Here is a 25,822-nt window from a genome sequence, read left to right on the forward strand (position 1 = left end):
GATGGTGAACTGGCCGGTGGCGCGGTGCCCCCAGTAGCTCTCGGAGAAGCCGTCCTCGGTGTCGTCGGAGTACTGGGTGGACACGGCGGTGAACTTCATGGTGCCGACATCGGAGCCGTCGCCCGTCTCGGCGCCCACCGGGTTGCCGGCGCTGTCGAGGTGCTGGTAGCGGAAGGTGATCTTCTCGGCCTCGGTCAGGTCGCGTCCGTCGGGGGTATGCAGGGGCAGGGGGAACATGGATGCGCCCTTGCCGTCGTAGTACTTGTCCAGGTTCGCCAGGTAGTCGGCGTCCAGGGTGAAGTCGGCGTAGCGGCGCAGCTTGCCGTCGTTGGTGACCCCGGGCGGCAGCGAGCTGTCGGAGGGTCGGAACAGGGGCAGCGGCGTGACGGGGGTGGGGTTGCCGTCCTTATCGAGATGGTCGGTGTCCAGGTAGGTGAGCTTCACGGTCACCTCGCTGTCCTGCTTCACGATCTTGGGCAGCCACAGGTACAGGTTCCCCTTGTCGAACTCGGCGGGCGCTCCGTAGTCGTAGGGCTCGCCGTCCACGAGCAGCTGCCAGTCGGTGATCTTGTAGGTGTTCTCGCCCACGTCGGATCTGAGGTCCACCTGGATCATCTCGATGGGCTCGCCCGCGCCGTTGTAGGCCTCGGCTCCGTTGCCGCCGAGGAACCGGAAGTCCGCGACGTCGCCACCATTGCCGATGGAGCCGCCGGTAATGGTGATCTTGACGCCGGTCTGACCCATGTCGCAGGTGCCGGCCGAGGGGATGAGCGTGCCGCCGGTGAGGATGATCTGATAGCCGTCGGCCCGGGTGCTGGCGCAGCAACCCTGCCCGAACCCTCCCGAGCACTCGCCGCCCGTGGCCTTCACGTAGCCTCCGTTGATGCGGATGTTGCCGCAGCGCGTGCCAGCGCTCCCGTTGCGTACGCCGCCGCCGATGCCGGCTGCGTGGTAGCCGCCTTGGGTCTCGATATAGCCGCCGTTGATGGTGATCCACTCGTCGATGCTGGTGCCATCGCCAAACGAGCCGCCGCCGATACCGGCCGAGCCGCCGACATCGGTAACGGGCTTCTTTGCGAGAATGCGGCCGCCCTCGATGGTGATGGCGCCGCCCGCCTCGGAATGGCCGCCGCCGATGCAGGCACCGTCAAGGTTGCTGCTCATGGTCGAGGAGACATCGAGGGTTCCCGGGTTGTCGCTGGCAAGGACGCTGAGGGGATCGCCCCGTTTCACCCGGGTCTTTCCGTCATCGAGGGTCGCATCGACGCTCACCTCGCCGTTCTCGGGGACGATGCCGCTGTTGGGCACCGTGTCGTCGATGACGAGCTTGCCTCTCGTGGTGCATCGCAGGCCCGCGGCGCCATTGCGGCTGGCAAACAGGCTGTTGAGCGTCCCGTCGGCAAGCACAAGGTGGAGGGAGGCTCCGGGTTCCACGCTAATGGCACTGGAGGAGGTTGAGATGGAGACGCCGTTGAGCACGATGCGCGCGTCAGTGCCGTCGGGGATGAGGATGCTTGTGGTGCAGGAGGAGCCCATGTTCTTGTTCTGCACGACGAGGTGCTTGGGCGTCAGCACGGTCACCTGGTCGGCGGCGCTATTGTAGGAGAAGTCGCCGGCTTCGGCTGTGTCTCCGTCGATGCCCCAGAAAACCAGGCCGCCGAGCTCGATGGCCGATGAGGGACGCGGCAGGGGGCTGCCGGTGTTGATGTCGTCGAGCGGCACCTGCGCACGGGGTGAATCCGAAGGGGGATTGTCGGCGGTCGGCGCCGCTGGGCTGTCAGCTGTCGCGGCGACGAGGGGGAGCGCTGCTCGCGCGATGGCGTCGGCGACGGAGGTGACATCGGGATGCGCCTGGTCGGCTGTCGCCGAGGGGGTGGAAGGGGAGAGGGCGCCGTCTCCCGACGGATCTGCGGAGTCGGGCGAGTCTTCCGGCGGATCGGCCTCAACTGGGGCGGTCTCGCCGGTCGCGGCAGCGTCGTCTACGACCTCAGAAAACTCGATGGGGGGGGGTCTGTGTGCCCTGGCCCTCCGGCTCGGCCAGCGCGACCGCGGGCGTCATCCCGCAGGCGAGCACGGCCGCCAGGCCGAGGCTCAGAAGCGACCCCCGTCGCTTCTCTCTCATGTCGGATCTCCTTCTCTCGTGGGTAAGAGTCCGCCCGAATATACCCCTTCGCCCCGCTTTCCGCAACCCTGAGCGGTGCGGTCGGGGGTTGGAGAGGCTCGCAACTCGCGCTCCTGCTGGGCTGCGGCAGCATTTGGCATCGTGCGGTTTGCAGGCGAGGAGACGGCCTTAGGCTACGAAGCCGCCATGTCGGCGAGGGTCTTGCTCTCCAGGTAGGCGTTCACGGCGTCTTGGAGGCCGCCCCACACAAGCCGACTCGGGCAGGCGTCGGCGCGCTCGCAGGCGAGTAGGTCGCTGGTGCAGGTCATCAGGTCGAGACCGTCTTCCGAGGCGGCGATGACATCGGCCAGGGTGATCTGCGCGGGCGGTCGCGACAGCTGGTAGCCGCCCTGGTGGCCGCGGGTAACGGCAAGCAGGCCAGCTGCGGTGAGGGGGGCGACCACCTGCTCCAGGTACTTTTTCGAGAGGCCCTGGCGATCTGCCACGTCCTTTAGGGGCGTGCAGCCCGCATCGTAGCGCTCGGCCAGATCGAGCATGACGCGCATGCCGTAGCGAGTTTTCGTTGATATCTTCACAGGGCCACCATTCTCTCCTTGACATTCTCATTTTCCAGTTTATATTAAAACCTAGCAAACTACTAGACTTAGATGGGACGGCTGCGGGGCCCTCGGAGGAGCGAGCGGCGCCGAGGGCCCCATCGCAAAGAGAACGAGGAACCGTGAGCCCCATGAAGCAGATCTACCTCGACCACGCCTCAACCACGCCGGTGCGCCCCGAGGTGGTGGAGGCCATGCTGCCGTACTTCACCGAGCAGTTCGGCAACCCGTCGTCTATCTACCCGCTCGGCCAGGAGGCCGCCGACGCCGTGGCCGCCGCCCGCGAGACCTTGGCCGGCCTTATCGGCGCCGCGCCCCGCGAGGTGTACTTCACCAGCGGCGGCACCGAGTCGGACAACTGGGCCATCAAGGGGTTTGCCCGGGCCAACGCCGCCAAAGGCAAACACCTCATCACGAGCGCCATCGAGCACCATGCGGTGCTGCACGCCTGCGAGGCCCTGGAGAAGGAGGGCTTCGAGGTGACGTATCTGCCCGTGGACGAGCACGGCCTGGTTCGCCCCGCCGATTTCGAGGCGGCCATCCGCCCCGACACTACGTTGGCCTCCATCATGTTCGCCAACAACGAGATCGGTACCATCGAGCCCGTTGCCGCGTTGGCTTCCATCGCCCGCGAGCACGGCGTGGCCTTTCACACCGACGCGGTGCAGGCCTTCGGCCACGAGCCCATCGACGTGAAGGAGATGGGCATCGATATGCTGTCCGCCTCGTCCCACAAGATCTACGGGCCCAAGGGCGTAGGCCTGCTCTACATCCGCAAGGGCGTGAAGGTGGAAAACTTCATCGACGGCGGCCAGCAGGAGCGCGGCCGTCGTGGTTCCACCGAGAACGTGCCCGGCATCGTGGGCTTCGCGAGGGCGGCCGAGCTGGCTGCGGCCGACATGACGGCCGAGCACGATCGGCAGCGGGCCCTGCGCGATCACACCATCCGCCGCATTCTGGACGAGATTCCCTCGGCGAAGTTGAACGGCAGCTGGGAGAGCCGTCTGGCCAACAACGTGAACTTCTCCTTCGAGTTCATCGAGGGCGAGGGCATGCTGTTGCAGCTGGCGGCTCGCGGCATCTGCGTGTCGTCGGGGAGCGCCTGCACCTCCGGCTCGCTGGATCCGAGCCACGTGCTTCTGGCCATCGGCCTGCCCCACGAGATCGCCCACGGCAGCCTGCGCATGACCATCGGCCGCGACACCACCTTGGAGGACGTGGACTTCGCCGTGGACTCCCTGAAGGCCACGCTTCAGAACCTGCGCATGATGAGCCCCCTGTACGAGGACTTCCAGCACGGCAAGGTGGCCTCGGTCATCGCGCGCCTGAAGGAAGGCGGCTTCCCTTACGCGAGCTAGCCCGGGCGGCACGGAAGGCGCGGCCCGTCCGGTGGTTCGCGGTCGCTCCGTCTGACGGCTCCCGACCCGCGCCCTGTACCCGAATCCCACTTCAACGACGACATTTTCAACGAAAAGAGGAACAACTATGGCAATGAACTACTCCGATAAGGTGATGGAGCACTTCACCAACCCCCAGAACGTGGGCGAGATCGAGAACGCGAGCGGCTGCGGCACCGTGGGCAACGCGGTGTGCGGCGACATCATGCGCGTGTACCTGGACATCGACGAGGACAACGTCATCCAGGACGCGAAGTTCAAGACCTTCGGCTGCGGGGCCGCCATCGCCACCAGCTCCATGGCCACGGTGCTCGTGAAGGGCAAGACCGTGCAAGAGGCCCTGGAGGTGACCAACAAGGCCGTGATGGATGCGCTGGACGGCCTGCCGCCGGTGAAGGTACACTGCTCGCTTCTGGCCGAGGAGGCCATCCACGCGGCGCTGTGGGACTACGCCGAGAAGAACAACCTCGTCATCGAGGGCCTGGAGAAGCCGGTGACCGATATCGGCGAGCACGACCATCATCACGACCTGGTGGAGGACGAGGACTAAGGGCCTGGGGACTCTGCGGAAGAGGGGCGGCCGCCTGCCGAGGGCGGTTGCCCCTCTTTGCGTTCAGGCGGCCACGACGATGATGTTGGTGGCCCCGTCGCCGCTACAGGTTTGCAGGACGATGGACTCCCCATAGCCGGTGACGCGGGCGGCGATGGTCTTCCATGTGGCGGTGACTTCTGCGGTGAATACCGTGCGCACGGTATAGGTGCGGCTTCTTCCCGCGCTGTCGCACAGGATGACGGCGCTGCCAACGCCGAGGCCTTTTACTGGGGAGAACGATCCGGGGTTGTGGCCGACGAAGTAGCCCCAGGAGCCGTCGGTGGTGTCGTCCGAGCCGAGCCAGAGGCCGGCTCCGCTGTCGGGGGTGGTGCCCCCGCGCACGTCGCGGTAGGGGATGATCGCGCCCCCGATGTTCAGGCTGCGGGCAGCCATTCCCGGCTCGGGGGCTGCCGGCGCCGGGGGCTTCGGTTCCGAGGTGCCGTTGCCGCCGCCCGCGTCGTCCTCGCTCCGATCATCGGCGGTGCCGGAGTCGGCGGGGTCGCCCGCTGGGGGCTCGCTGGTGCTGCGGTCGGGGGCCGGTGCAGGAGAGGTGCCGGCCCCTTCATCGGCTGAGGGGGATGGCCCTGCGGCCGGGCTGGCGGGGGAGCCCGCTGAGGCGCCATCGGCCAGGTCGGTGGGGCCCGGCTCATCCCCGTCGGCCATGGACGGGCCGGGATGTTCGGATGCAGCGCTGGCATCCAGGGTTGCCGGTCGGGCGGCGCGGCGCACCTGGTGGGCGGTCCCAGAGCCGCGGGCAAGGCCCCGCTCGGCGAGGCTGCGGATGTGGTCGCGCACTGCTGCGGCCACGACGTCATTGTCGCTCCCGTTGGGGGAACGGCTTTCCGCGGCGGGGGTGCCCGCTGTGCTTTCCGGTGCGGCCACGGCCTCTTCAAGGGCCCAGGCGAGGGCGCCTGAGGCTGCGAGCCCCAGGACGAGGGCTGCGGCGATGGCCCATGCGGGGATGGCTCTCGGCTTCTTCGCGTTCTCCATGGCTTCTCCTTCGGTTGGGTGCTCGGGGTGCACGAATCCAAAGGACCCTTGCCCCCTGTTTCTGTCCTATAGCGAATATTTGTTCGCATTTTAGCGAGGTATTTGAAGAATGTAAATAGCAATTCCCATTAAATGATCACCGTTTTCTCTTCAAAATCATTTTGCTGTCATAGTAGTGTCCCCTCGATACCTCCCGCATGGCTCCTCTGCGTCGCCCGGGCATTTCCCCCGAACCGCGCTCCCGTCGCTGGGGGACTTCGCGCAAACCGCCCCGTGTCGTTTCCACACCGCTCCCCATTCGGCTACGGTTCGCGGCGCCGTTCCCGCACCGCTCTCCATTCAGCCGTGGTTCGCCGCGCCGTTTCGTGCCCCGGCCTTTTGCCTTGGAGTGGGGATAAACTTGATGACAGTTCTCCTGAGGTGCTGTCGGGGGGTGTATGATGGACGGCACGGATAGAAGAGGCCCGAGGGGAGCGCCCATGGAGGACGAAGGCAGGAAGTACTGGCTGTCAGTGGTGGCCTTCGCCGTCGTGTTCGTGGCCGTCATCATCACGTTCTCCATGTTCATGCAGCAGACGAGCAACCGCATCGTGGCCCAGACGAGCCAGTACGTCTCCGATGCCACCGATCAGACGGCCAAGCTCGTGTCCACATTCATGCAGAACACCCAGAAGGACATCGAGACCATCGCGGCCTTGGCCTCGGAATCCCCCGATGCCGCCCAGGTGGCCACGAGCGAGGAGTGGCTGCGCTCTGTCGGCGAGATCGCCCCCTTCGACTCCATCGACTTCGTCGATGCCGACGGCATCCAGCACTCGCCCGGCCTCGGTGCCGTGGACGTGAGCGATCGGGTCTACTACGAGCGGGCCATGGCCGGCGAGTCGGGCATTGAGTGCGCGTTCAATACCCGTCTCACCCACGAGAACCTCGTGTACTTCTATGCTCCGGTGCGCGAGGGGGCTGACGGCCCCATCATCGGGCTCCTGTTGGCTCATTACGACGAGGAGCGCCTGACGGGGCTGCTTCAGAACAGCTTCTTCGGCTACGAGTCCCATGCGCTGCTGTGCCTGCCCACGGGCGAGGTAGTGGCGGCATCCAGCGGCGAGTTCGTGGGCATGAACCTGCTGGCCGAGGCCGAGGCCTCCTCCAGCGTGAACGCCCGCCAGATAGAACTGGCCTTCGAGGACAGCCAGGGGGCCACCTTCACTTACGAGGCCGGCCACGGCCTCGGTTCGGCCTGCGTCAAGGCCGTGCCCGGCCTGAACTGGATGATCGTCGAGACCTTCCCCTCGGCCGCCACCGAGCAGATGATCAACGCCGCCAACGAGGGCGGCTGGAATGCCCTGTTCGTCATCGTGCTGGTGTTCCTCGCGGTGCTCGTGGGCATTATCGCCTTCAACAACCACCGCCATCGCACCCTCGCCCGTTCCATGCGGGACCGTATCGATGTGCAGACCGGGGTGGGCAAGCTCACCGAGCGGCTGGTGCTCATCGATTTCCCCGCGAACCATTTCCGCTACATGAGCGGACCGGTGACGCCGGACGACCCCTATGAGCCCGAGGGCGACTACGACTACATGGTGCGGCGGCTCGAGCGGCTCGTGGTGGGCGAGGAGGCGAAGCGCGAAGTGGTCGAGCAGTTCAGCCGCGAGGCCGTCATCGCCGCCATGGCCGACGGGGTTGACAATCTCGGTTTCGAGTACCAGATCAACCGCAGCGGCCGGTTGAAGTGGGAGAACATCAACCTCATCTGCGTGGAGCGCGACGGAGAGGGGCGGGCTTCCCGCGTGGTGTACACCACTCAGGACGTGACGGCGATGAAGGCCCGCGAGAAGCGCCTCCAGCAGGCCATGGAGGATTCCTATCGCGCCGCCGTGGCCGCCAACAGCGCCAAGAGCGACTTCCTCTCCCGCATGAGCCACGACATCCGCACCCCCATGAACGCCATCATCGGCATGACTGAGCTGGCCCGCATGAGCGAGGGCGATTGGGAACGGGTGAGCGATTGCCTTGGGAAGATCACGCTGTCGAGCAACCATCTGCTCGGGCTCATCAACGAGGTGCTCGACCTGTCCATGATCGAGAACGGCCGGTTGGTGCTGAACGTGGCCCCCGTGGATCTGCGGGAGCTCGTGGCCGAGACCGAGACGGTGTTCGCCGCCCGCTGCCAGGAGGCGGGGGTGACGTTCTCCGTCGCCGTGGAGTCCCTGGTCCACCCGGTGGTGGAGGCCGACGACCTGCGCTTGCAGCAGGTGTTCATGAACATGCTCGGCAACGCCGTGAAGTTCACCCCGGCCGGCGGCCGGGTATCCATGGCCCTCATCGAGCATCCGGCCCGCGTGGAGGGGACGAGCGATTACGAGTTCATCTTCGCCGACACCGGCTGCGGCATGGACCCCGCCTTCGTCGAGCACGTGTTCGAGCCCTTCACGCGAGAGCATGACTCCCGCACCGAGCGGGTGGAGGGCACGGGGCTCGGCCTCTCCATCGTCCAGAGCGTCGTGTCGCTCATGGGAGGCACCATCGAGGTGGAGAGCGCCCCCGGGGCGGGGAGCACCTTCACCGTGCACGCGAACCTGCGCCACGACGAGGGGGCCGCCGATGCCCCTGCCGGCACGAGCGATCCCGATGCGGAGGCCGGCGGTACCGAGCGCGGGATGGCCCCGCTCCCCGAGGCTTCTTCCGCTCCGGCTGCCGCCCTGCCCGCGGCCCGGGTGCTGCTCGTAGAGGACAACGAGCTGAACAGCGAGATCGCCGCGGCCCTGCTGGAGTCCCTCGGGCTGACCGTGGAGTGCGCCTTCGACGGCCAGGAGGCCCTGGACAAGCTCGCCGCCCGCGAGCCCGGTCACTTCGCCGTGGTGCTCATGGACATCCAGATGCCGGTGATGAACGGTCTGGAGGCCACCCGCCGCATCCGTGCGAGCGAGCGGGCCGACCTGCGGGCGCTGCCTATCGTGGTGCTGTCGGCCAACGCCTTCACCGAGGACGTGCAGGAATCGAAGCGGGCCGGGGCCGACGATCACCTCTCCAAGCCCATCAGTGTGAAGGATCTGGCCGCCACCCTGCGCGGAATCCTCGGCTAGCGCGCCCCTTCCCAGTGTTAAGATAGCCAGCACGTATATTCGAGGGAAGCGGCGGCGTCATTGGCCGCCTGGCTTCCGGATAGGAGCACCGATTCTGCATGGCTAAGGGAACCTTCGGCGTCACCACGCCCATCTACTACATCAACGCCGCGCCCCATCTGGGCACCGCCTACACCACGGTGGCGGCCGATACCATCACCCGCTACCAGCGCATGAACGGCTACGACGTGTCGTTTGTCACCGGCACCGACGAGCACGGCCAGAAGATCGCCGAGACCGCCGAGAAGAACGCCATGACCCCCCAGGCCTGGTGCGATTCTTTGGCTCCGGCCTTCACCGATGCGTGGAAGACCCTGGACATCGACTACACGAACTTCGTGCGCACCACCGAGGATCGCCAGACCCGCGCGGTGCAGAAGTTCTGGGGCGCCCTCCACGATGCCGGCTGGTTGTACAAGAGCGCCTACGAGGGCTGGTACTGCGTCCACGAGGAGACCTACTACGCCGAGAGCGATCTGGAGAAGAACGACGACGGCGAGTTCGTCTGCCCCGATTGCAAGCGCCCCGTGCGCTACGAGGCCTCCGGTGAGGAGAACTGGTTCTTCAAGCTGTCCGAGTTCCAGGATAAGTTGCTGGCCTTCTACGAGGAGCACCCCGACTTCATTCGCCCCGTCACGCGCCGCAACGAGATCGTCTCCTTCGTGAAGGGCGGCCTGAACGACCTGTCCATCTCCCGCTCCAGCTTCGACTGGGGCATTCCCGTGCCGTGGGACGAGGGTCATGTATTCTACGTGTGGGCCGATGCGCTCATCGCCTACCTCACCGGCATCGGCTACGGCGACGACGAGCGCGAGGCCGAGTTCGACCGCCGCTGGCCCATCCAGTACCACTTCGTGGGCAAGGACATCACCCGCTTCCACTGCGTGATCTGGCCGGCCATGCTCATGGCCGCCGGTATGCCCATCACCCACACGGTGTTCGGCCACGGCTTTTTGCTCACCAAGGGCGAGAAGATGTCGAAGTCCAAGGGCAACGGGCTTATGCCCGCCGACCTGGTGAAGGTCTTCGGGGTGGACGCCTACCGCTATTACTTCATGAGCGACGTGCAGTTCGGCCACGACGGCTCCATCTCCATGGAGCGCATGGTGCAGGTGTACAACGCTGATCTGGCCAACACCTGGGGCAACCTGGTGAGCCGCGTGACCAACATGACCACGAAGTACTTCGAGGGCCGCGTGCCCGAGGCCCCGGCCGCGGCCGCCGAGAACCCCCTGCGCGAGATCGCCGACAGGCTGTACGCGGAGTACGACGGCTGCATGGCCGAGGTGGACTTCACCGGGGCGGCCACGGCTGTGCAGAAGCTCGCGAGCCGCGTGAACCTCTATGTGGAGGAGAGTGCCCCGTGGGCCCTGGCCAAGGATCCGGCGAAGGCCGACGAGCTGGCCGGCGTGCTGTACAACTGCCTGGAGGCCATCCGCATCATCGCGCTGTACATGGCGCCGTTCATGCCGAACACGTCGGCCGAGGTATTCCGCCGTTTGGGTCTGGGCGATATCGCGGAGGTGACCGACATCCAGGAGGCCACGGCCTGGGGCCAGCTTCCCGTCAGCGTGGCCGTGGAGGTGGGCGATCCGCTGTTCCCCCGCCTGGACGTGGACAACCTGCCGGAACTGTAAGAAAGTAATACGTTAGTTTGTATGCTATAATGAGCGAGCACTAGCAAAGTCCGACTGCGGGCGGCGCTTCGAGAGATTGGAGTACCGCCTATGTTTGAACAGGTTCTTTTTGCCGCAGCTGCGGCCGCCACCATAGCAGGCTTCCTTTTGGAGGTCTGGCGAGAAATGAAATCAATCGTGCAGGAGGATGACGAGGGGAGAAACAGAAAAGGCCAGCGCTAACTGACCTTTTCCGAATCGATAACACCCGCGCCGCCCGCCTAGGCTCACAACCACCGGGCTTTGCTGGTGCAACCATTATAGCAGCTTGGGAAGCGGATTGCTAGGAAACTGCATGGATAACGACGAGCCGATATTCTACGACGGGAAGTTTCGCCAGAAGCGCAAGCACGGGGTGTGGCGCGAGGTGGAGGCACCGGTGCTCGAGGGGCCGGTGGCCGACACCCACGCGCACTTGCAGATGCTGCGGGATCCGGCGTTGGAGCTGGCCCGCTGCGCGATGCACGGCGTGACCTTCGTGGAAACCATCGTGGATCCCGCCGATGACGGCTTCGCCACCTTCGAGGCGCTGCCCAGCTGGCTTATGGAGGCCTCGGCCGACCTGCGGACCATAGTAGCGGCCGAAGGCGCCGGCGAGGGAGTGGCCGAGGGAAAGCGCCGGGCGCTGCCCCCGCTGCCTGCCGTGCGCATCGCCGCCGGCGTGCATCCGCACAACGCCAAGGACTGGACGGGCGACCTGGCCGCGGCCCTGGGCGAGCGCCTGCGGGATCGCCGCGTGAGCGCCGTGGGCGAGATCGGGCTCGATTACCACTACGACTTGTCGCCCCGCCCGGTGCAGCGCGAGGTGTTCCGGGCCCAGATTCGCCTGGCGAAGGCATCGGGGCTGCCCATCGCCCTCCACATGCGCGAGGCCCACGACGACGGCTTCGCCATTCTGGCCGAAGAGGGCTTTCCCGAGGCCGGCACCTTGCTGCACTGCTTCAACTTGGACGGGGCCGAGGTGGCCCGCTGGGTGGAAGCGGGCTGCTACATCGCCTTCGGCGGCCCGCTCACATTCAAGCGCGCCGAGGAGGTGCGCGAGGCGGCCCGGATGGTGCCGGTGAACCGCCTGCTCACCGAGACCGATTCCCCCTACATGACTCCCGAGCCCCTGCGCGGCACCTTGTGCGGTCCGGCCCACGTGGTGTGGACTGCCGACGTGCTCTGCAAGGTGCTCGGCGCCGATACGCCCGAGGCCCGCGCGACCCTGCTCGCCCGGCTGTACGCCAACGCCGAGGCGCTGCTCGACCGCGCCCCCACCCCCTGGCAGAAGGAGCCCTCCCATGCATAGAGTCATCCTCCACGGATCGTGCCGCGCCGACGGCCGCAGCGCGGCGCTTGCCGACGAGCTGTTCAACGCCTGCATCGAGGAGTGCCCCGACGACGGGGTGTCCATCGTGTCGGTGTCCTCCACGGTCGTGGGGCCCTGCATCGGCTGCGACGAGTGCCGCGCCCTCTCGGAGGAGCCCATCCATCGGTTCCAGGAGGGCGACCCGCTCCTGCCTCAGGAGACGGTCGTGGAATCGGAGGCGCTGTTCCACCATTGCGTCATCGACGACGACATGAACGAGGTGCGCAAGCACCTGGACGCGGCCGACGAGCTCATCGTGGTGTGCCCGGTGTACTTCGCCGGCGCCCCGGCCCAGATGAAGGCCCTGCTCGACCGCTTGCAGCCCTACTACTTCACTGATCTGCGCACCCGGCCCAAGCGGCCGGCGGTGCTGCACGTGGTGGGCGCGGGGGGCGACCCCCACGGCTTCGAGCCGCTCATCGGCAGCCTGCGCTCGGCCCTGTCCGTGACGGGCTTCACCCTGGAGCTGGTGCTCGACTGGGTGGGCAAGATCCGCGCCGACGGCGAGATCACCGCCGAGGCCGAGGAGTACCCGCTGCCCCCGGTGGGCGGGTTCGGGGCTCTCGGGTTCGTTGAGGGAACTTGCGGCGAGGCGATGGCGGGTGACGGAGAATCTTCGGCGCCCTTCGTGGATTTCGCCGAAGAGGGGTTCGCGACGGCCTTCGAGGCGGAAGACGACGACGGGGACGATGGCTGGGATGGCGACCAGGGCAGGAGGGGTGGCTCCAGTTCCGGCTCTAGTTCCGGCTCTGGTACCGATCGCCGCGGCCGCGCCAAGCTCTCGGTGAGCTCGCAGGCCCCTGCCGTCAGCGACGGGGCTGCGAAGGAGGGGTCGGGCGGCTCGCGGACCTCTCGCGGGCCGCGCAAGTCTTCGGGCAAGGGGGGCGGTCCCGCCTACGGCAAGAAGAACGCCAAGAAGAAGGGCAACGGCCGTGGCGGCCGCCGCTAGCGGACGGGACCGGGAGGGCTTCGCCGGCGACGACGGGCGCCTCTCGCCCCTTTCCACCCCGAGCGCCACGCGGCTCGTGCTGGAGGCCCATGGCATCGGCACCAAGTACACCCTGGGCCAGAACTTCCTCGTGAACGACGATGTGCTGAAGAAGATCATCGCCCTGGCCGAAGTGGGGGAGCGCGATCGCATCCTGGAGGTGGGTCCTGGCATCGGCACGCTCACCATCGCGCTTCTGAAGTACGCCGTCAGCGTGGTGGCCATCGAGCGCGACCCCGACCTGCCCGCCGTGCTCGCCGACACCCTGTACCCCTGGCGCGAGCGATTCGCCCTCATCGAGAAGGACGCCCTCGATGTGACCAGGGACGATATTGCCTCAGCTATGGAAGAGCTTGGCGAGCCCCTTCCCAACAAGCTCGTTGCCAACCTGCCCTATGCGGTGGCGGCCACGGTGGTGCTCGACTACTTCCAGAAGTTCCCCTTCCTGGAATCGGCCACCGTCATGGTGCAGAAGGAGGTGGCCGATCGCATGGCGGCGGGGCGCGGCACCAAGAACTACGGGGCCTACACCGTGAAGCTCGGCCTGTACGCTGAGGTCGCGGGTCGCTTCGCGGTGGGTCCGGGCAATTTCTTCCCGCCGCCGCGGGTGGATTCGGCCGTCATTCGCCTGAACCGACGGGTGCCGTCCATGGCCGATGGCACCCCTGCGGTACCGGCCGTCATCGCCGCAGCGGGGCTCATGGCCGACGCCGCCTTCGCGAACCGCCGCAAGACCCTGGCGAATTCCTGCAAGACCTACTTCGCGGGACGCGGGGGCATTGTCCTGTCGCCGAGCGGCGAGCCGGCGGAGGCGGCCGATCCCGTGACGTTGGACGGCCCCACGGTGGCGGCCCAGCTACCGGCCCTCTTCGAGGCCGCTGGCATCGACCCGCGGCGTCGCGGCGAGACCCTCGACCAAGGGGAGTTCCTCGCCTTGGGAGCGGCCCTGCTGGCTCTAACGGGCGCGAGTGACGGAGCGGCGACCGAATAAGGTACAATAGCGGGTCTCATTGACCCTATGGCAGAGAGGGGCGAGCCCGATGGCCGCACAGCAGCGTGAGAAGCATACGGGGCGCGCGAAGCGCCTGGTGGTGGCCGCGGCGGCCCTGGTGGCCCTCGTGGCCGTGGGCATCGCCCTGGCCTCGACGGCCGCCAATACCGAGGATCCGGACTATTCCGGTCTGGCGGTAGAGGCGGAGCCCAGCCGGCCCCAGGCCCCCGAGCCGAAAGAGGAGGAGCCGGCCGAAGAGCCCGCCCCGGCTCCCCAGGATCCTGCCGAGGAGCCGGCGCGGCCCGTGGCCTCCCCCTCCCAGAACGGGGCGCTCCATGTGGAAGGATCCCAGCTCGTGGATGCCGCCGGCGATCCCGTGCAGCTGCGGGGCGTTTCCACCCATGGTCTGGCCTGGTACCCCCAGTACGTGAACCAGGATTTCTTCAATGAGCTGCGCCAGGACTGGGGCGCTAATGCCGTGCGTTTGGCCCTGTACTCCGACGAGGAGGGGGGCTATGCCACCGATGGCCGCCGCGTCGAGTTGAACGACCTGATCCTGGAGGGTGTCGAGTACGCCACGGCTGCCGATATGTACGCCATCGTGGACTGGCACATCCTGTCGGACGGCAATCCGCGTACCCACGCCTGGGCCGCCAAGGAGTTCTTCAAGCTCGTATCGGGCCGCCTGGCCGACCACGACAACGTGATCTACGAGATCTGCAACGAGCCCAACGGGAAGACCACCTGGGCGGATGTGAAAGCCTATGCGACCGAAATCATCCCCGTCATCCGCGCCAACGATCCCGATGCCGTCATCGTCGTCGGCACGCCCACCTGGTCCCAGGACATCCAGGATGCGGCCGCCGACCCGCTCTCCGAGAGCAACATCATGTACGCGCTGCACTTCTACGCCGCCACCCATCAGGGCGAGCTGCGCGACCGCCTCGAGACTGCCGTGGAGGGCGGCCTGCCGGTATTCGTCACCGAGTTCGGCATCTGCGAGGCCTCGGGCGCTGGCGCGATCGACTACGAGTCGGCCGATGAGTGGCTCGCTCTCATGGACGAGCTCAACGTGAGCTACATCTGCTGGAACCTGTCGAACAAGGAGGAGACATCGGCCCTGTTCAAGTCCGACGTATCGAAGACCTCCGGCTTCTCCCTGGACGATCTGAGCGAGGAGGGGCTGTGGCTCGTGGACGCCCTGCGCGGCCCCGGCTTCGATCGCAAGGAGGTGCAGCTGGCCCGGGCCGACAAGAAGCCGAACACCACGGGCTCGGCCATGATGGCGTTCTCCAGCGACACCATCCAGTGGCAGCTGAACGTGACCGAGACCTGGGAGGAGGGCGACCGCACCTTCTTCAAGTACGAGATGGCCGGCAGCAACTACAGCGCCGCCACGAAGAAGTGGTCGGTCACCATTCCCTTCAACGCCGACGTGCAGCTTGAGGACAGCTGGAACTGCAAGGCGAGCGCCGCGGCCAACGAGCTGACCGTCTCCAACGACAGCCACAACGGGAAGGTGGGCGCCGGCGATTCGGTGTCCGATATCGGCTTCATCGTCAGCGGTCCCGCCAAGCTGGCCGTCGTGGATCTGTAGCCATGGCGCCGTCGTCCCTTGAGGCTGCCCGCTCGGTGCTGAGCCGGCAGTTCGGCTATGCCGATTTCCGCCCGGGCCAGGAGGCCGTGGTAGCCGCCGTGCTCGGCGGTCGCGATGCCCTGGCGGTCATGCCCACGGGCGCGGGGAAGTCCATCTGCTATCAGGTGCCGGCCGTGGTGCTCGATGGCCTGACCGTGGTGGTGAGCCCCCTCGTCTCGCTCATGGCCGACCAGGTGCGGGCTTTGAAGGAGGCCGGCATCCGTGGGGCCTACCTCAACTCCACCCTCACGCCGGCCCAGCAGGCCGAGGTGCTCGCCCGGGCGCGCTCGGGAGCCTACGACCTTATGTACGTGGCTCCCGAGCGCCTGGCCGACCCGCGCTTCACTGCCTTCGCCGCCGAGGCTTCCATTCCCTTCGTGGCTGTGGACGAGGCCCACTGCGTGTCCCAGTGGGGCCAGGACTTCCGCCCCTCCTACCTGGCCATCGGCGACTTCATCGCGGCCCTGCCTGCGCGCCCCGTCGTGGCGGCCCTCACGGCCACGGCCACCGAGCGGGTGCGGGCCGATATCGTGCGCCTGCTCGGCCTGCGCGACCCGGCCCTCACGGTGACCGGCTTCGACCGCCCCAACCTGCGCTTTGCCGTGGAGCGCTGCGAGCCGAAGCGCAAGGACGCGCGGCTCGACGCCTTCATCGACGAGCGCCGGGCAGAAAGCGGCATCGTCTACTGCTCTAAGCGCGCCTGCGTGGAAGAGGTGTGCGCCCACCTGCGGGAGCGGGGCATTGCCGCCACCCGTTACCATGCGGGCCTCTCGCCCGAGGAGCGCCAGCGCAACCAGCGGGCCTTCGTGGCCGACGACGCACCGGTCATGGTGGCCACCAACGCCTTCGGCATGGGCATCGACAAGTCCAACGTGAGCTACGTGGTGCACTACAACATGCCCGGATCGGTGGAGGCCTACTACCAGGAGGCGGGCCGCGCCGGCCGCGACGGGGCGCCGGCCGAGTGTTTGCTGCTCTGGTGCGACGGCGACATCGCCACGGGCCGCTTCTTCATCGAGCAGGAGTCGGCCAACGAGGCCCTGACCGCCGAGGAGTCCGAGGTGGTGCGGGCCGGACGCCGCCGCATGCTGGAGGCCATGGTGGGCTACTGCTACACCACCGACTGCCTGCGCCGCTACCTGCTCCGCTATTTCGGGGAAGACGGGGAAAGCGGGGAAGACGGGAAAGGCGGGGAAGGTGGGGAAGGACCCGCGTCCGACCCCCGTTGCTGCTCCAACTGCGCCGGCGAGATGGAGGCCGTGGACGTGACGGCCGAGGCCCGGGCCGTCATGCGCTGCGTCCACGAGCTGCGCGGCCGGTTCGGCAAGACCATGGTGGTGGACGTGCTGCGCGGGGCCGATACCGAGGCCATCCGCTCCCGGGGCCTGAACCGAGCGGCCTCCTACGGCAGCTGCGACGCCAAGCGCCCGCTGCTCATGGAAGTGGTGGAGCTGCTGGCGGCCGGCGACTACCTCACCATCACCGAGGGCACCTACCCGGTCGTGTGCGCTGGCGGCCGCTACCGCGAGGCGGCGCGGGACGATTTCTCCCTCTGCATGAAGCGCACGGCCTCCAAGGCGAAGCGGGGCGCGGCAGTGCGCTCGGCCGGTGCCGCGGGCGTTGCCGCGCTGACCGCATCCGACGAGGCCCTGTTCGAGCGCCTGCGCGCCCTGCGCAAGCGCCTGGCCGACGAGGCGGAGGTGCCGCCCTACGTGGTGTTCCCCAACACCACGCTCACCGCCATGGCCCAGGCACGTCCCGCTACGGCCGCCGAGTTCCTGGCCGTTCCCGGCATCGGCGAGAAGAAGCTCGCAACCTACGGCGAGCCCTTCCTCGCCGAGATCGCCGCCTTCCAAGCTGAGGCGGGCGCCTAGGGCCGTCCCCGCAACTGGAGCCTTCTCCGCTCGCCCATGGGGCGTCGGGGAACGCGCCCCTTCCGCGTTACATCCTTGTTTCTGGGCGAATTGCGGGGCGCGGCGGTCAGGTTTCGCGGTAGCATAGGCCCGTGCAAGTTCGAGCCGAAGGAGGCCCCGTGACGAAGATTTCAATGACCACGCCCCTGGTGGAGATGGACGGCGACGAGATGACCCGCATCATCTGGCAGATGATCAAGGACGAGCTGATCTGTCCCTTCGTGGATCTCAAGACCGAGTACTACGACCTGGGCCTCGAGCACCGCAACGCCACCGACGATATGGTCACCATCGAGTCGGCCGAGGCTACCCAGCGGCTCGGCGTGGCTGTGAAGTGCGCCACCATCACCCCGAACGCCGCCCGCATGGACGAGTACGACCTGAAGCAGATGTGGAAGAGCCCCAACGGCACCATCCGCGCCATGCTGGACGGCACGGTGTTCCGCACCCCCATTATTGTGAAGGGCATCGAGCCTTGCGTGCGCAACTGGGTCAAGCCCATCACCATCGCCCGCCATGCCTACGGCGATGTGTACAAGAACGCCGAGATCCGCGTGCCCGGCCCCGGCAAGGTGGAGCTGGTGTACACCGGTGAGGACGGCACCGAGATCCGCGAGCTCGTGCACGAGTACGACGGGGCCGGCGTGGCCCAGGGCATGCACAACCTGGACGCCTCCATCGCCAGCTTCGCCACGAGCTGCTTCGAGTTCGCTCTGGATACCAAGCAGGACCTGTGGTTCGCCACGAAAGACACCATCTCCAAGAAGTACGACCATCGCTTCAAGGACATCTTCCAGGAGATCTACGACGACCAGTACGCCGAGCGCTTCGAGGCGGCGGGCATCGAGTACTTCTACACCCTCATCGACGACGCCGTGGCCCGCGTCATGAAGGCCGACGGCGGCTTCATCTGGGCCTGCAAGAACTACGACGGCGACGTGATGAGCGACATGGTGTCCTCGGCCTTCGGGTCGCTGGCCATGATGACCTCGGTGCTCGTGAGCCCGGCCGGCGTCTACGAGTACGAGGCGGCCCACGGCACCGTGCAGCGCCACTACTACAAGCATCTGGAAGGCAAGGAGACTTCCACGAATTCCGTGGCTACCATCTTCGCCTGGTCCGGAGCCCTGCGCAAGCGCGGCGAATTGGACGAGCTGCCCGAGTTGGTGGCTTTCGCCGACCGCTTGGAAGCGGCTACGCTGGACACCATCGAGGCCGGCGAGATGACCGGCGACTTGGCCCGCATCACCACGCTTGAGAACCCCGTGACCCTTTCCACGGGCGACTTCATCAAGGCCATCGCCAAGCGTTTGGCCGCCTAAGGGCCTGCCGCGCTGGCACGAATCGCCGTATGGCCCCTGGCTGCATGAAAGCAGCTGGGGGTCTGCATTTGGTTTTTTGGGAGCGAGAAGAGGTCGATGTAGAGACTGAGATGCATGGCGTGGTGCAGTACGACAATTTGATGTATTCGGTGGTTGGAGGTGGCGAGGGCTATCGCAACTGTCTGTTTGAGCGATCCGTATATCTAGGGTTTTCCGTCTGATCTGCCAAGAGAATGCCACGGTTTGCTCATCCATAAAAAATTATTATTCGAACTTGTATAATTAGACCAAAGCAATTTCCGGTAAAGCTAGTGCATTGTTTGGGGTAAATCTAAGTGGGAAAAGGGGATGGCGTTCCCGCCTCGTCCCGTAAAGTGAGGTGAATATACCCATGGCGCTGGTGTATTTCGCTGATGATGACTTTGACGCTCGCTCTCTTGTGAGAGGATGCCTCTCGCTGGATGGGCACAATGTAAAGTGCTTTGAGACGGGCGAGGCGCTTCTGGGCGAATTCTTAAATAATCGATGCGATCTAGTTATCCTCGATGTCATGATGCCCAGAGTCGATGGTTTTGAAATCCTGAGGAGAATCAGAGGGTTTTCCTCGGTTCCTGTCATATTGCTGACAGCAAAAAACGGAGAGGGCGATTACTTTAGCGGCTTTGCCAAGGGCGCTGATGACTACATCGAAAAGCCTTTCAGGCCAATTCTCCTACGTGGAAAAGTACATGCGCTGCTTTCTCGGATTCAATTATCAGCAAGTGAGAAAACCGTTGCCAGCCGACTGAAAAACATGACTTGTGTTGACCTCAGATTTTCGGGTAACAATACCACATTTTACATCAACGACAGACACTTTAGGCTCACTCCTGTCGAAGGTAAGTACCTCCATTTTATGATGGAGCGGTTTAACACTCCTGTTGCGCGAGAAGATATTTTGAAAGGCGTATGGGGCTTGGAGAAGTCGAGCAGCAGGGTGGTTGATGAGACGAATCGCCGTATAAGAATAAAGCTCACAGAAGAAGGAGCTCATGTAGTTCTTGAAAGTATCTGGGGGTATGGGTACATCTTAAAGGAAAAGGAGTGATTGTCGCCATGTGCGTCTTGAATCGCCTTTCCTGGAGGCAGTGCTTAAGGATCGTAATTCGTTCGATCGGAGCAGGGGCAGCCCTTTTTCTTGTCTGCGCTCTCGCGCTTGAATTTACGATAGGGGCAAATGCCGGTAGGGCGTTGCGCGAGTACTACGATGATTCTGCCGACTCTATCATACGACCCCCGATACCGGTATATGAGCTCGCGGTGTCCAAGGATCGTACTTATCCGGGGCCCTTTCTTTTCGACGTATTCATCAATTCGTCTTACTGTTCGACCCCAGAAGCTCAGTCATCGGAAGCCGTGGGAACGAGCGTTTTCCATTTCTTTAATTGGGAATATGATGGATATTGCCTTCCAATGGGAAGAAACGAGGTCGGTGACGAGATTCTCTGTTTTGTCGACATGACCTTCGCTCGTTTTGCAACTCTTTCTTCATGTGGTTTAGCTTGTCTTCTCCTAACTATAGTGATAGGCGTACTGCAATTAAGAAGCGAGCAGTATTCCATTCGCCGTGATCGAATCGATGAAAACCTGGAGGCGGCTTTTGCCAACGCATCCCATGAATTGAAGACACCGTTAATGGCTATCCGTGGATATGTGGATGCCTTGCAATGTCATGCTATTGACGAGGACTTTGCTCTGGCAAGGATTGCCGCGGCATCAGAGCGAATGTATGAGATGATTGATGGTATATTGAGGATTAGTCGTTTGGATTCGGGTCTGAAAAAACCTGTGCTTGCCATGTGGGATGTGAGGGAAATTATCTATGACGAGGCTCGCATGATCGAGGAAGATTGCAGAAAAGATGGCGTAGACCTTATCATGGATCTGCCTCGCCCGCTGTGGTTTCCCTGCGATCGAGCGATGATATCGACGATAGTTCTCAATATTCTGAGCAATGCTTGTCGTCATGCGGAAAATTTCATTCACATTTCTGAGGGTAATTCAGTAAATGGCGAGATTGAATTATTTATCGACAATGACGGACATCCTCCTTCACAGAGTACGGTTGCCCACGCTTTTGACCGGTTTTATAAAGGAGACGGCGGAAACACAGGTATTGGGCTCGCCCTTTCGAAGGAATACGTTGAGTTAATGGGCGGAGAAATAGAGATTCAACCTTTGAGTCGAGGGACTCGAATCCGGATAAGGTTGTAGTTGGTTCATGACGGTTAGTTGCGGGGAGCAACAATGCCAACAAAATGCCAAAGTTTATGGTTGAGGTAATAAGTCTCCAAGTAAAGACAGTAGACTTATCCTTGCTTCGGAGCAACACCTGACAGATCCTTATCTAGGAGGTCGACATGACCAATTTAGATGGTAATGTAAGGCTGACTCATCCAAATCTTTCACGGCGTTCCTTCATCGCGACATCTGCCCTTGTGGTCTCAGGACTGCTTGTGAACCCCTCTTCAGCATTGGCCGATGCGAGTGCGGGTGAAGACTATTCCGAACTCTTCAAGTACATGACAGAGGCGGGAATTTTCGACTTCTCTGGTCTTTCTGAAGAGGAAATCAACCGAATGCTCCTTCTTCAGGCACAGTACGAATCGTCGCAGTTGCTTTTGACGCTCGATGTTGACGGGAGTGCGCAACAGAGCATTGCTAGGGCTCGACCCGGCTACAGCAATGTCTACTCAAGTCCTGTGAAGAAGAGCTCTGGATTTCGTGATGTTGGAAACCAGCCACGGGATGGATTTAGCTACAACACTTCAGGCTCTTCGGTGACAGTTTTGACAAGCGGTGGCCCGAGTATCAGCTTGGCATTTGGATTCCCCGCACCTTGGGGGACGATCACCATCGGGGTTTCGTTTGCCACCTACAGAAGTGGGGCGGTCGGTGGATACAACGTGGGTATTCCGGGCGACGGCAAAAGGTATAAGGTGCAGGCGAATATTGTATATGAATCAACACCTTATACCGTTTACTATACGGACTCCGCTGGGAAGAAAAGCGTATATAAAAGAACGCACACAACTCCAAGTATAGTCGGACGAGATTTTCGTGCGTATCGCATCTAATGTCGGTTCGACTGCCTAGGGGCCTGCTGAACAGAATAAATGGCAAAATACGACGTTCCGTCGGATGATCGGACGGCCTTCCTACCGTAAGATAGGGAGGCCGTCTCTATGGAGGCGGCCTGCTGTTGTGTGACCTGCGGGCCTTGCGCCCGCCTGAGGGAAGGGGAATGGAATGGGACGCATCGAGCTGTCCATCTACACGCCTCATTACGTGCCGACCGGCACCGAAATTGCCGTTATCGAGACTGCCAAGGGCACCGTGCGCGCGGAGCTGTTCGGGTGCGAGGTGCCCGTTACCGTGGGGAACTTCATCGAGCTGGCCGCCAAGGGCTTCTACGACAACCTGAAGTTCCACGCGAAGAAGCCCGGTTCCGTGGTGCTCGGCGGTTGCCCCACCACCCGTTCCATGGGTCCGGCCCAGGTGCTGGCCGCCGCCCAAGGGGTCATCCGCGGCATGCACCCCGGCACCGGGGACGCCCGCTACACCATCATCGACGAGTGGGAGGGCAACCCGAGAAACGTGCACCGGTTCGGGAGCCTGTGCATGGCCCACAAGTCGGCGCCGAACTCCGGCAGCTGCCAGTTCTACTTCTCGTTGGGCGAGCAGCCCGAGTTCGACGACCAGTACACTGTGTTCGGCCAGGTAGTGGAAGGGCTCGAGGTGATCGAGAGCTTGGCCATCGGCGATGCCATCAAGTCCGTTGCCATCGAGGGGGCCAACGAGGAGGCCCTGGCCGCGGCCATCGCCCAGGATACGCCGCGACCGCCCACGCCCCAGGAGGCCCTGGCCGCCATCGAGGCTGAGCGCGCCGAACGGGCTGCCGCCAAGGCCGCCGCTGCTGCCGAGGTTGCGGAAGCTGCGGAATAGGCCGCCCGTCGCGGACATAACGGGACGCCCCGTAGGGCAAGGGCCGTGCCCTTGCCGTTCAACCGGCCGGAACATTCCGGATCGCGCGAGCGGCGAGGGCGCGGCCCTTGGGTTTGTTGGGATGTTCCCTACCCCTCGTGGCTTTCCACGAGGTCGATGAGCTCTTGCTGCTTGTGCACGTCGAGCTTGCGGTAGATGTTCTCGATGTGGGTGCGGGCCGTGCCCTGGGCGATGTGCAGGTCGCGGGCGATGATGGCCAGGGTGCGCCCGTAGGCCAAAAGCACGATGACCTCGCTCTCGCGCGGGGTGAGCCCGAAGTCGCGGGCCACGGCGGCGCAGTGCTGTTCGATGCGGCCCGGAGCCGTTGTACCCTCTTCCGCCGTCGGTGCGGCCTCGCCGGCCGCCGCATCGGCCTGGGCAGCTTCCTCGGCCTTTTCCCCATGGCCCTCGCGGCGCGACAGTTGGGCCACGGTGCCCTCGGGCAGCACGAGGAATGCCACGATTACCAGGCAGAGGATGGCGGCCATGGCCACCACATTGGCCTGGAGGTTCCCGCCCACAAGCAGGCTGTTCACCACGTGGCTCGCCGCATTGCCGAGGGCCATGCCGCAGAACATGAAGGCCACGCCCAGACCGAAGATGTACAGGGCGTTCTCGTTGCGCCGCCGAGCGGCGTCCACGAACAGCACCCAGGTGAGGATGTCGAAGAACTCGTAGCCCACGTTGATGATGAGCAGCGATATGGCCGCGTGGGTGTCGAACAGCAGGGCGATGGCCACGTAGCCCGCCACCATGATGGGCAGCGAGAGCCGGTAGATGAGCGTGGGGTTGAAGCGCTCCCGCACCTTCGCCACGATGGCGAAGAAGGCCACTCCCACCACCACGAGGGCGAAGATGGGGCTGCCGCCGAGGAAGGAGAGGGGGTCGTCGCCCTGGTTCATGGTGTCGAACATGCGGCAGAGCAGCGAGAAGGCCATGATGGAGAACATGAGCTTGCCCACGCCGAGGGGCATGCGGCTGCCCGCCCGCAACCCCAGGGATCTTCCGACGGCCGGGGCCGCGGGCGCCGGGGCGGCTGCCGGGGCCGGGCCGGCGGCCTCGTTGTTCTTCGAGGGCCGCCCCATGAGCTCGTGCCAGGGGTGCCCCGTGCGCCCGGCATGGAAGGCCAGCAGGGCGAAGGAGAGCAGGGGCACCACGATAAACCCCATGAAGCTCGTCTGGCTGGCGGACAGGGCCGCCATGATGGCCGTGACGATGGCCGCCACCGGCGAGGCGAAGGCGGCGAACTGCACCGAGTGGTGGGAGAAGCGGTCGCCCCAGAGCACCTGGAGGGGCCCCGCGCCGATGCCGCCGGCCACAAAGCCGCACACCATGAGGGCCTCGCTGTTGGTGCGCACGGCCAGGGGGATGAGCACGCCGCTGGCCAGAAGGGCCGCGGGCGTGATCTTGAAGAGCAGCCCGCGCACGGCCGCGATGGCCGCGCCGCCCCGGCGGCACACGAGGGCCACGGCCGCAGAGCACAGGGCTCCGGCGGCCAGATACACCCAGTGGGTGGGAGAGGCGGCCGGAAAGGCAAGGGGCGCTCCCAGACAGAAGACGATCCAGGCGCGGCACAGACCGAAGCCCAGCACGATGATGAGGAAGTCCAGAATGGCCGAATCGCCCACAGCGCCCAGACTGCCGCGCCCCGTCCGCTCCTCGGGCTCTGGCATTGCCGATGCGGGAGACGCGCCGGCGTTTGCGGCCCCTGCGGTCTTGTCGGTTGCGGCTGCTGCGGTCTCGGTATGCTCACGCGCGTGCGTATATGCTGACACGGGCTCCCCTCCCAGGCTGTGTCGTCTGCGGCGGCGAATAGGTGCGGCCCATTCGCCCGTCTCTGTGCTTCCGATCATAGCCGAACAGGGGGGTTTACGCCTATCGGATGCATAATCCTAGACGCTCTGAGCAGGGAAATCATCCCCGTCATCCGAAAAATTTTCCAAAAATCCGACGGATGCTCAGATGTGCGGCGCTCCCGTTATCCGTAACCTGTTGCCTCGCAAACGCGGAGAAGCGCCGCAAGGGGAGGGGCCTGCCGACCACGGCGGGCAGCTTTCGGGAAGGTTCTCGGGAGTGCCCTTGGGCATCCGCATAACCAGAGGAGGAAGGATCTTTCCATGAAGAAAGACGCGAATCTCGGCGTATCCCGCCGCTCGTTCCTGAAGGGCGCGGGCCTTGCCGCGGCCGCCATGGCGGGCACTGCGGCTCTGGCCGGCTGCTCCACCGAGGGCGGCGCCGACAGCCTCGCCAACACGGGCGACTGGATGCCGGCCAACTGGGACTACGAGTGCGACCTGCTTGTCATCGGCTACGGCGGCGCCGGCATGTGGGCGTCCCTCATCGGCGCCGACGAGTGCGGCCAGCAGGTGCTCGTGCTGGAGAAGGCCCCCGAGCGCGGCGGCGGAAACAGCTCCATCAACAACGGCGAGTGGACCATCGTGGAGGAAGGCGACAAGCAGCGCTTCAAGGACTACATCCGCGCCTTCACCAAGGGCAAGACCCCCGATCCGATGATCGAGGCCTGGGTCGAGGAGTGCGCGCGCAACACCGAGTACGCCGACAAGTACGGCATGACCTACGAAGTGGTGGAGCAGGCGCTCGCCGGTGCCATCCCCGAGTACTTCTTCCTGGACGACAACGCCTACGAGGGCTCCTGCAAGCTGTCCTCCGTCGACGGCTTCGGCATGCTGTCCTTCCACGAGCTGGACGCCCAGCGCGAGGCCCTCGGCATCGAGGTGCTGTTCGACTGCCATGACGAGCGCCTCATCCAGAACCCCCAGACCAAGGAGATCGTGGGCGCCTACACCATGATCGGCGACGAGGAGAAGACCGTGAAGGCGCGCAAGGGCGTCATCATGACCCTCGGCGGCTTCGAGTTCAACGAGGAGCTGAAGAACGAGTACCTCAAGTGCTCTCCCTTCAAGTTCGAGGGCTGGCGTTTCAACACCGGCGACGGCATCAAGATGGTGGAGGACGTGGGAGCGAAGCTGTGGCACATGGATATGGCCATCTCCATGTACTCCATGTGGACCCGCGATCCCGAGTACGACTTCTCCATCCTGTACTTCATGCCCGGCTTCAGCTACTTCAACGTGAACCGCCT

General features: G+C 64.6%; 19 protein-coding genes and 1 pseudogene. 16 read left to right on the forward strand and 4 right to left on the reverse strand.

The window, feature by feature from the left end; genetic code table 11:
* Both ACTOXK_RS10390 and ACTOXK_RS10395 read right to left on the reverse strand, forming a co-directional pair.
* Positions 1-1,722: pseudogene (locus ACTOXK_RS10390) on the reverse strand (hypothetical protein); the annotation flags it as partial.
* Between the two features lie 573 nt (positions 1,723-2,295).
* Positions 2,296-2,697 (reverse strand): RrF2 family transcriptional regulator, encoded by a 402-nt coding sequence (locus tag ACTOXK_RS10395; RefSeq protein WP_160324951.1) that lies wholly within the window; start codon positions 2,695-2,697, stop codon positions 2,296-2,298.
* A gap of 152 nt (positions 2,698-2,849) precedes the next feature.
* Here ACTOXK_RS10395 and nifS point away from each other — a divergent pair, with 152 nt between their 5' ends.
* Both nifS and nifU read left to right on the forward strand, forming a co-directional pair.
* Positions 2,850-4,076, forward strand: a complete 1,227-nt coding sequence (nifS, locus tag ACTOXK_RS10400) for a cysteine desulfurase NifS (protein WP_160324950.1) — start codon at positions 2,850-2,852, stop codon at positions 4,074-4,076.
* Between the two features lie 127 nt (positions 4,077-4,203).
* Positions 4,204-4,665, forward strand: a complete 462-nt coding sequence (gene nifU, locus ACTOXK_RS10405) for a Fe-S cluster assembly scaffold protein NifU (protein ID WP_330857516.1) — start codon at positions 4,204-4,206, stop codon at positions 4,663-4,665.
* 63 nt (positions 4,666-4,728) lie between these two features.
* On the opposite strand, the gene ACTOXK_RS10410 is transcribed toward nifU, so the two are convergent.
* Complete coding sequence (locus ACTOXK_RS10410; RefSeq protein ID WP_160324949.1) at positions 4,729-5,697, reverse strand: sortase domain-containing protein; 969 nt, start codon at positions 5,695-5,697, stop codon at positions 4,729-4,731.
* A 479-nt stretch (positions 5,698-6,176) separates the two neighbouring features.
* Here ACTOXK_RS10410 and ACTOXK_RS10415 point away from each other — a divergent pair, with 479 nt between their 5' ends.
* The 13 genes from ACTOXK_RS10415 to ACTOXK_RS10475 all read left to right on the forward strand — a co-directional run bounded on the left by ACTOXK_RS10415 (position 6,177) and on the right by ACTOXK_RS10475 (position 22,680).
* Positions 6,177-8,780 (forward strand): hybrid sensor histidine kinase/response regulator, encoded by a 2,604-nt coding sequence (locus tag ACTOXK_RS10415; RefSeq protein ID WP_482279926.1) that lies wholly within the window; start codon positions 6,177-6,179, stop codon positions 8,778-8,780.
* A gap of 98 nt (positions 8,781-8,878) precedes the next feature.
* Positions 8,879-10,456: a methionine--tRNA ligase gene (gene metG / locus ACTOXK_RS10420; RefSeq protein WP_482278605.1), complete on the forward strand. Its 1,578-nt coding sequence runs from the start codon at positions 8,879-8,881 to the stop codon at positions 10,454-10,456.
* Positions 10,457-10,546: 90 nt separating this feature from the next.
* A complete protein-coding gene (locus tag ACTOXK_RS10425; RefSeq protein ID WP_482278606.1) occupies positions 10,547-10,678 on the forward strand; it encodes a hypothetical protein in 132 nt (43 codons plus the stop codon).
* A 112-nt stretch (positions 10,679-10,790) separates the two neighbouring features.
* Positions 10,791-11,786 (forward strand): TatD family hydrolase, encoded by a 996-nt coding sequence (locus ACTOXK_RS10430; RefSeq protein WP_482278607.1) that lies wholly within the window; start codon positions 10,791-10,793, stop codon positions 11,784-11,786.
* Positions 11,779-12,795 (forward strand): flavodoxin family protein, encoded by a 1,017-nt coding sequence (locus ACTOXK_RS10435; protein ID WP_482278608.1) that lies wholly within the window; start codon positions 11,779-11,781, stop codon positions 12,793-12,795. Before ACTOXK_RS10430 ends, ACTOXK_RS10435 begins: the two co-directional genes overlap by 8 nt.
* Positions 12,779-13,825, forward strand: a complete 1,047-nt coding sequence (gene rsmA, locus ACTOXK_RS10440; RefSeq protein ID WP_482278609.1) for a 16S rRNA (adenine(1518)-N(6)/adenine(1519)-N(6))-dimethyltransferase RsmA — start codon at positions 12,779-12,781, stop codon at positions 13,823-13,825. Before ACTOXK_RS10435 ends, rsmA begins: the two co-directional genes overlap by 17 nt.
* Before the next feature lie 49 nt (positions 13,826-13,874).
* On the forward strand, positions 13,875-15,422 hold the full coding sequence (locus ACTOXK_RS10445) for a cellulase family glycosylhydrolase (RefSeq protein WP_482278610.1): 1,548 nt from the start codon (positions 13,875-13,877) through the stop codon (positions 15,420-15,422).
* Positions 15,423-15,424: 2 nt separating this feature from the next.
* A complete protein-coding gene (gene recQ / locus ACTOXK_RS10450) occupies positions 15,425-17,335 on the forward strand; it encodes a DNA helicase RecQ (protein WP_482278611.1) in 1,911 nt (636 codons plus the stop codon).
* A gap of 158 nt (positions 17,336-17,493) precedes the next feature.
* Positions 17,494-18,696: an NADP-dependent isocitrate dehydrogenase gene (locus ACTOXK_RS10455; protein WP_482279505.1), complete on the forward strand. Its 1,203-nt coding sequence runs from the start codon at positions 17,494-17,496 to the stop codon at positions 18,694-18,696.
* A gap of 391 nt (positions 18,697-19,087) precedes the next feature.
* Positions 19,088-19,783 (forward strand): response regulator transcription factor, encoded by a 696-nt coding sequence (locus ACTOXK_RS10460; RefSeq protein WP_482278624.1) that lies wholly within the window; start codon positions 19,088-19,090, stop codon positions 19,781-19,783.
* Positions 19,780-20,949, forward strand: a complete 1,170-nt coding sequence (locus tag ACTOXK_RS10465) for a sensor histidine kinase (RefSeq protein WP_482278625.1) — start codon at positions 19,780-19,782, stop codon at positions 20,947-20,949. The genes ACTOXK_RS10460 and ACTOXK_RS10465 overlap by 4 nt, the downstream gene beginning before the upstream one ends.
* Positions 20,950-21,095: 146 nt before the next feature.
* Positions 21,096-21,812, forward strand: a complete 717-nt coding sequence (locus ACTOXK_RS10470; protein ID WP_482278626.1) for a hypothetical protein — start codon at positions 21,096-21,098, stop codon at positions 21,810-21,812.
* A 172-nt stretch (positions 21,813-21,984) separates the two neighbouring features.
* Positions 21,985-22,680, forward strand: coding sequence for a peptidylprolyl isomerase (locus tag ACTOXK_RS10475; protein ID WP_482278627.1), 696 nt, complete (start codon positions 21,985-21,987; stop codon positions 22,678-22,680).
* Positions 22,681-22,808: 128 nt separating this feature from the next.
* Here ACTOXK_RS10475 and ACTOXK_RS10480 read toward each other — a convergent pair whose 3' ends face one another.
* Complete coding sequence (locus ACTOXK_RS10480; RefSeq protein ID WP_482278628.1) at positions 22,809-24,494, reverse strand: helix-turn-helix transcriptional regulator; 1,686 nt, start codon at positions 24,492-24,494, stop codon at positions 22,809-22,811.
* A gap of 342 nt (positions 24,495-24,836) precedes the next feature.
* On the opposite strand from ACTOXK_RS10480, the gene ACTOXK_RS10485 reads away from it, so the two are divergent.
* The coding region (locus ACTOXK_RS10485) for an FAD-binding protein (RefSeq protein WP_482279927.1) at positions 24,837-25,822 on the forward strand (986 nt) is incomplete at its 3' end.

It is taken from the genome of Adlercreutzia sp., assembly GCF_056795635.1.

Bases quoted from the DNA above. Each gene is read 5' to 3' on its own strand.
- nifS (WP_160324950.1), top strand. From the start codon at position 2,850: ATGAAGCAGATCTACCTCGACCACGCCTCAACCACGCCGGTGCGCCCC.
- nifU (WP_330857516.1), top strand. From the start codon at position 4,204: ATGGCAATGAACTACTCCGATAAGGTGATGGAGCACTTCACCAACCCC.
- ACTOXK_RS10410 (WP_160324949.1), bottom strand. From the start codon at position 5,697: ATGGAGAACGCGAAGAAGCCGAGAGCCATCCCCGCATGGGCCATCGCC.
- ACTOXK_RS10415 (WP_482279926.1), top strand. From the start codon at position 6,177: ATGGAGGACGAAGGCAGGAAGTACTGGCTGTCAGTGGTGGCCTTCGCC.
- metG (WP_482278605.1), top strand. From the start codon at position 8,879: ATGGCTAAGGGAACCTTCGGCGTCACCACGCCCATCTACTACATCAAC.
- ACTOXK_RS10425 (WP_482278606.1), top strand. From the start codon at position 10,547: ATGTTTGAACAGGTTCTTTTTGCCGCAGCTGCGGCCGCCACCATAGCA.
- ACTOXK_RS10430 (WP_482278607.1), top strand. From the start codon at position 10,791: ATGGATAACGACGAGCCGATATTCTACGACGGGAAGTTTCGCCAGAAG.
- ACTOXK_RS10435 (WP_482278608.1), top strand. From the start codon at position 11,779: ATGCATAGAGTCATCCTCCACGGATCGTGCCGCGCCGACGGCCGCAGC.
- ACTOXK_RS10445 (WP_482278610.1), top strand. From the start codon at position 13,875: ATGGCCGCACAGCAGCGTGAGAAGCATACGGGGCGCGCGAAGCGCCTG.
- recQ (WP_482278611.1), top strand. From the start codon at position 15,425: ATGGCGCCGTCGTCCCTTGAGGCTGCCCGCTCGGTGCTGAGCCGGCAG.
- ACTOXK_RS10460 (WP_482278624.1), top strand. From the start codon at position 19,088: ATGGCGCTGGTGTATTTCGCTGATGATGACTTTGACGCTCGCTCTCTT.
- ACTOXK_RS10470 (WP_482278626.1), top strand. From the start codon at position 21,096: ATGACCAATTTAGATGGTAATGTAAGGCTGACTCATCCAAATCTTTCA.
- ACTOXK_RS10475 (WP_482278627.1), top strand. From the start codon at position 21,985: ATGGGACGCATCGAGCTGTCCATCTACACGCCTCATTACGTGCCGACC.